Below are 5,811 nucleotides of genomic sequence, written 5' to 3' on the forward strand. Positions count from 1 at the left end.
AGCCCTCATTGCTGCTGCAGTTGGGGCATCACTGGCCATAGCAGGTGTATTGATGCAGACCTTGACAAAGAATCCATTGGCATCGCCGGGTATATTCGGTATTAATGCCGGAGCTGGCTTCATGGTGGTAATCGCAGTCACCCTCTTTAACGTGTCCAACCTGCAGAGCTTTACATGGTTGTCATTTCTGGGGGCCGCGATGGCAGCGGTAGCGGTCTATATCATTGGATCGGCAGGGAGAGAAGGGTTGACTCCGATGAAACTCACTTTGGCAGGAGCTGCGATTACGGCATTGTTTTCATCCTTTACCCAAGGGTTTCTCGTCTTGAATGAAGCTGCATTGGAGCAGGTTCTGTTTTGGCTTGCCGGATCTGTCCAGGGGAGAAGCTTGGACATCCTTTATGGGGTTTTTCCATACCTTCTTGCGGGCTGGATTCTGGCCCTTCTTATTGGAAATAAATTAAATGTTTTGGCCATGGGCGAAGATGTCGCCAGAGGCCTGGGATTGAAAACAGGGCTGATAAAACTCGTTTCGCTGATTATCGTTGTGCTTCTGGCGGGAGGATCAGTAGCTGTGGCAGGACCGATTGGTTTTGTTGGCATCGTTGTACCCCATATCGCCAGAAGGTTGATTGGCGTCGATCACCGATGGCTGCTGCCTTTTGCCGGTTTGACAGGTGGAGTCCTGCTTCTGACCGCTGATATCGGGGCCAGATATATCATTATGCCGCAGGAAGTTCCTGTTGGTGTCATGACGGCCGTAATAGGTACCCCCTTTTTCATCTACATTGCACGAAAGGGGTTTTAGCCTATGAAACGATATATTGCCAAACGTTTTTTTAAAGAAAATTTCTCATTTTTGCTGGACATGTCAGCAGTTAAGAAAATTCTTATATTATTGGCGGTTACTGCCCTCATTTTTATATTAAGTACCGGTCTCGGCGATATGAACATCAAGCCCTGGACTGTGCTGGCCGTGTTCTTTGGCGGAGGGGAAGAGCTCGAACAGCTTGTGGTGAAATCTTTCAGGCTGCCGAGAATCATCATCGCCTTACTCGCGGGCATGTCGCTCGCCATTGCCGGGGCCCTGCTGCAGGGAATGGTGCGAAATCCGCTGGCATCCCCGGATATCATCGGGATAACAGGCGGTGCCGGGGCTGCAGTAGTAGGGTTTCTCGCTTTTTTCAGTGATGAAAATAATGCCCTGACGGTGAGCATTCAATGGCTTCCGCTTGCAGCCTTTGCTGGTGCGGCTATTGTAGCGTTTTTAGTGTATTTTCTTGCCTGGAAAAACGGAGTGTCCCCGGTCCGTCTGGTTCTGATCGGGATCGGGGTTTCTGCCCTCATGCAGGCTATCATTACAATGCTGATGATTTTGGGACCGATTTTCAGGGCCAGCCAGGCGAATATCTGGATCACCGGTACGGTCAATGCCTCGAATTGGACAGATGTTTATATTCTATTGCCATGGACACTGATTCTGATTACGATTGCCTTTGTTCTGGCAAGGAACGTCAATATTCAAGAACTTGGTGAAGAAATAGCAACCGGAGTGGGCAGCCATATACAAAGACAGCGGATTATTTTGCTGACTCTGGCAACTGGTTTAGTCGGAGGCGCGGTTGCTTTCGCGGGAGGGATCGGCTTTGTCGGCCTGATGGCGCCTCACATGGCCCGCCGTCTTGTCGGCTCATCCTTCGGTGCATTGCTGCCGGTTGCGGCATTGCTTGGCGGAACGCTCGTCATGGTGGCCGATTTGATCGGCCGGACAATGTTCTTGCCATTGGAAGTGCCGGCTGGGGTGTTCACCGCTGCAATCGGTGCCCCGTATTTCATCTATTTACTATTTAAGACAAATAATGCTTAGAAATTTTATGAAAAAGTACTATAAATAAATGAAAGATTCAGCAGTTCAAACAAAAGGAGATGACCCGAGGATGACACAATCTCTGCAAACCGAATCCCTTACATTAAGTTATGGAGACAGAATTATTATAGATGAGCTTGACCTGGAGATCCCAAGAGGGGAAATCACTGTTTTTATAGGCGGTAATGGCTGTGGGAAGTCAACACTTCTTCGGTCACTTGCGAGATTGCTCAAGCCGCAAACCGGATCAGTCCTGATTGATGGGAATGCGATCGCAAAGCTGTCCACGAAGGATGTAGCCAAAAGGCTGGCAATCCTCCCACAGTCGCCGACTGCACCAGAGGGCTTGACGGTGCTGCAGCTGGTGAAACAAGGAAGATATCCTCATCAGTCCTGGCTGAAGCAATGGTCCCAGAAAGATGAGGAGATCGTGACCAAAGCGCTTCAAGAAACCAAAATGGAGGAGTTTCAACATAGAAGAGTGGATGAACTCTCAGGCGGACAGCGCCAGAGAGCCTGGATTGCCCTGACATTGGCGCAGGACACGGACATCATCCTCCTTGATGAGCCTACAACCTATCTTGATATGACTCATCAAATTGAAATTCTCGACTTATTATTTGAACTGAATGAAAAAGAAGAGCGGACGATCATCATGGTGCTTCATGATTTAAATCTCGCATGCCGCTATGCCCATAATATTGTGGCCATCCGTGACCAAAAGATTTTTGCACAAGGAAAGCCTGAGGAAGTGATCAGCTGCAATCTTGTGAAAAATGTATTTGATATGGACTGTCAGGTAACGAGCGACCCGTTGTTCGGGACACCGCTTTGCATTCCATATGGCAGAGGCAGATGCATCATCAAAGAAGTAGCTGAGATCACATGAACCCGGTATTGTTGTCTGAAGAGGAAATCAAAAGACTTGGGTCATTCAGGTTTCTAACAGAGCGGCCGGAAGAGGGGGAACTAACTTCCGCCAAGCAGCTGATCAATCCTCAGGGGCTGGGCACGTTCCTGCGGGACTACTCCGGTAAAATAGGGAGCAATGATAAAAAGGCTTTATCGTCCATGCTGATCAAGCGCTATGCATTTATAGCGGTCATTTCCCTATTCAGCTTCTCTGTTTTTAATAAAAAATTGAATGTTGCTCCGGAGAATGTTTTTCTTGTGGATGGAGAAAAAAACGGCCTGTGGCTGCCAGGCTTTTATCTTGAAGATCAAGCGGCACAGGCCGTTTCTGAAGACCGGGAAAAAGCCAGGGAAGAAGTGGCGCGGGAAGTGTTCCGCAATCATCTCTTTCCGCTTATTGAAGCGGTCAAAAAAGTTTCGAAGCTCTCCAATTTGATTACTTGGGAGAATGTTGCGGTATATATGTTCTGGGTTTATGAAGGGCTGATCGAACAGGAAGATCTTCAGCATGCCCGCGAGAGAATGAGAGAGGATTTCGAGTGGCTCCTGGATGATGCCAATGCCGGCTTGTTCGGCTCCTATCACCGGAATCCTCTGGCAAGGTACTATACCCCAAAACAATATGTCGCAGAGCAGGCCAGTGAGCTGAGGATTAGAAAGACTTGCTGTTTCTCGTATAAACTGAACGACGGGGAAGGAAGCAGATGTAAAACCTGCCCGCAAACCTGTAACGTGAAACCCCAAAAAGGAGTGAGGCAATGACGGACTTTGACGAACAATTCGACACACTGATCGATAAATATACTGAACTGCTATTGGGTGAAACGTCTCCTGAATTGAAAGAAAAAGTAACAAAATGGGTGATCTACTCGCATGTGGCCAAATCCATGCCGCCCCTGGCCAAACATTGGAATTCTGAATTCCCGGAAGCTAAAGAAGAGATCAAGAAAATCATCTCCGAAATCAAAGAGCTTAATGAGGAACATAGAGCGAATAAGGATAAGTGAGAACGGCTGGCTGAGTAGAATCAGCCGGTTGTTTTTATGTGCTGTTTGTGGGGAGGCTGCTGCGTGTTTTTTTAGTTCTATTAACAAGTTCTGTCGTGCAATTAACAACTTATGGTGGTTATTAATAACTTCTATAGGGTTTCTATCAACAACTTCTTTATCCATTTCTATTAACAATTGGTGTTTAACGAAGTAGTCTCTAGGCTGAACTTAGACCTGGTGGAATCCATGTAAGGAAAGAATCGGTAGGGTCAAAAGAGCACTTAGACATGGTCGAATCCAGGTAAGAGAGGAATCGGTAGGGTTAAAAGAGCACTTAGACATGGTCGAATCCAGGTAAGAGAAGAATCGGTAGGGTCAAAAGAGCACTTAGACATGGTCGAATCCAGGTAAGAGAAGAATCGGTAGGGTCAAAAGAGCACTTAGACATGGCCGAATCCATGTAAGGGAGGAATCGGTAGGATCAAAAGAGCACTTAGACATGGTCGAATCCAGGTAAGAGAAGAATCGGTAGGGTCAAAAGAGCACTTAGACATGGTCGAATCCAGGTAAGAGAAGAATCGGTAGGGTCAAAAGAGCACTTAGACATGGCCGAATCCATGTAAGGGAAGAATCGGTAGGATCAAAAGAGCACTTAGACGTGGTGGAATCCATGTAAGGGAGGAATCGGTAGGGGAGCACTTAGACATGGTGGAATCCATGTTAGGGAAAAATCGGAGTGGTTTAGCAGCAGGAGTGACTGATTTTTTAAATAAACCATACTACTCACATCATTATTTTAAAGTTCATTCCAATGTTTTCGAACATGCCGCCGACTAAGCACTCAAATCACAAAAACTAACCCACATCACAAACCAGCGAAAACAGAAAAAAAGCCCCTCATAATGGGGGCTCACCGATCAATCAATGCACATTATTATATGGAAACTGTGAAGAATACTGCTGGTGCTCCTGATAAGACTGTTGAAGCTTTTGCGCATCTGCCTGTTCGAGTTTGTACCATCCTTTTTTGAACATGCTGTTGTAGAGGCTGCGCTGGGCGTTTTGTGTTTCATTGAAAATTGTCAACAGGTCATTATACAACGCGTCATGGCTCGCTTCGTTCAACGCCGTGCAGTAAGAGTCGGTCATATATTTTTCCATGCTTAGCATATCATTTACCAAATCCCGGTCATTCATTTGAGGAGTTTCCGGTACCTGTGTTTGAGGGTTCTGGATTTTCTTAGGTTGGTTTTGATCCATTTTTGCCCACTTCCTTTCTACATTGTTGTCGGAGCTTGACCTGAGCTGCCTTGATTCAAATGGGATAAAATTTGTTCATAATGGCGCTGGTGCATCTGGCCGCATTTATCGAGTTCCGCCTTCAACTCTTGATCTTGACAATGGCTGGCCGCAAAATGGGCTTTTTTCATTGCCAATAAGTTCCATGAAAGCATATCATTTAAGTATAAGGAATCTTTGGTCGTTAGAACCTGCGGGGGCTGCTGCATTGCGCCCTGCTGCTGATTGCCTGGCTGTTGTTGCATACGTGTTCCCTCCTTTATTTTTGCAAAGTTATTGTTCCTCTTACAGAATCACATATACATCGATTGACAAATTGCGATAAAATTTTTTCTTTTCAATGTTTGAACTATATTCAAAAACGGATAAAGGTGATAATATAAATTTATAAATATGGAACCGATTTAAGGGGCAATTAGTCCTAGTTGACGACCTCAGCCACTTGATTGCGGGCATCCAGACTATCTCAAAAGAAACCGCTTTCATAGTGAAGCAAATGTTACAGGGGGTAAATGACATGGAACAAGTAATGCGTAACTTCTTTTTATTCTTATCAAAGAATAAGCCATTAACGAAGGTAGCGAAGAAATATGGTCTGCGCTTTGGTGCTGCCCGATTTGTCGCTGGTGAATCCATTGACCTCGCTGTTGAAGCAATCAAGGGTCTGAACAATCAGGGATTATCAGTTACAATCGACTACCTTGGCGAGTTTATCGATAACGAAGCAGAAGCGAACGAGATGGC

Annotated in this window: 7 protein-coding genes and 1 pseudogene; 6 read left to right on the forward strand and 2 right to left on the reverse strand. The window is 46.1% G+C overall.

The window, feature by feature from the left end:
• The 5 genes from BSG1_RS18675 to BSG1_RS18695 all read left to right on the forward strand — a co-directional run.
• A partial coding sequence (locus tag BSG1_RS18675; protein WP_006838793.1) for a FecCD family ABC transporter permease occupies positions 1-808 on the forward strand: 808 nt, incomplete at its 5' end.
• Positions 809-811: 3 nt separating this feature from the next.
• Positions 812-1,867, forward strand: coding sequence for a FecCD family ABC transporter permease (locus BSG1_RS18680; protein WP_006838794.1), 1,056 nt, complete (start codon positions 812-814; stop codon positions 1,865-1,867).
• Between the two features lie 70 nt (positions 1,868-1,937).
• On the forward strand, positions 1,938-2,756 hold the full coding sequence (locus tag BSG1_RS18685; protein ID WP_006838795.1) for an ABC transporter ATP-binding protein: 819 nt from the start codon (positions 1,938-1,940) through the stop codon (positions 2,754-2,756).
• A complete protein-coding gene (gene fhuF, locus BSG1_RS18690) occupies positions 2,753-3,541 on the forward strand; it encodes a siderophore-iron reductase FhuF (RefSeq protein WP_006838796.1) in 789 nt (262 codons plus the stop codon). Before BSG1_RS18685 ends, fhuF begins: the two co-directional genes overlap by 4 nt.
• Positions 3,538-3,786, forward strand: a complete 249-nt coding sequence (locus tag BSG1_RS18695; protein ID WP_006838797.1) for a YusU family protein — start codon at positions 3,538-3,540, stop codon at positions 3,784-3,786. Before fhuF ends, BSG1_RS18695 begins: the two co-directional genes overlap by 4 nt.
• 903 nt (positions 3,787-4,689) lie before the next feature.
• Here BSG1_RS18695 and BSG1_RS18700 read toward each other — a convergent pair.
• Both BSG1_RS18700 and BSG1_RS18705 read right to left on the reverse strand, forming a co-directional pair.
• On the reverse strand, positions 4,690-5,028 hold the full coding sequence (locus tag BSG1_RS18700; RefSeq protein WP_006838798.1) for a spore coat protein: 339 nt from the start codon (positions 5,026-5,028) through the stop codon (positions 4,690-4,692).
• A gap of 17 nt (positions 5,029-5,045) precedes the next feature.
• Positions 5,046-5,312: a hypothetical protein gene (locus BSG1_RS18705; RefSeq protein ID WP_006838799.1), complete on the reverse strand. Its 267-nt coding sequence runs from the start codon at positions 5,310-5,312 to the stop codon at positions 5,046-5,048.
• A gap of 272 nt (positions 5,313-5,584) precedes the next feature.
• Here BSG1_RS18705 and BSG1_RS18710 point away from each other — a divergent pair.
• Positions 5,585-5,811, forward strand: a pseudogene (locus tag BSG1_RS18710) (proline dehydrogenase); the annotation flags it as partial.

Source organism: Bacillus sp. SG-1 (assembly GCF_000181495.1).
Taxonomy (GTDB): domain Bacteria; phylum Bacillota; class Bacilli; order Bacillales; family Bacillaceae_B; genus Rossellomorea.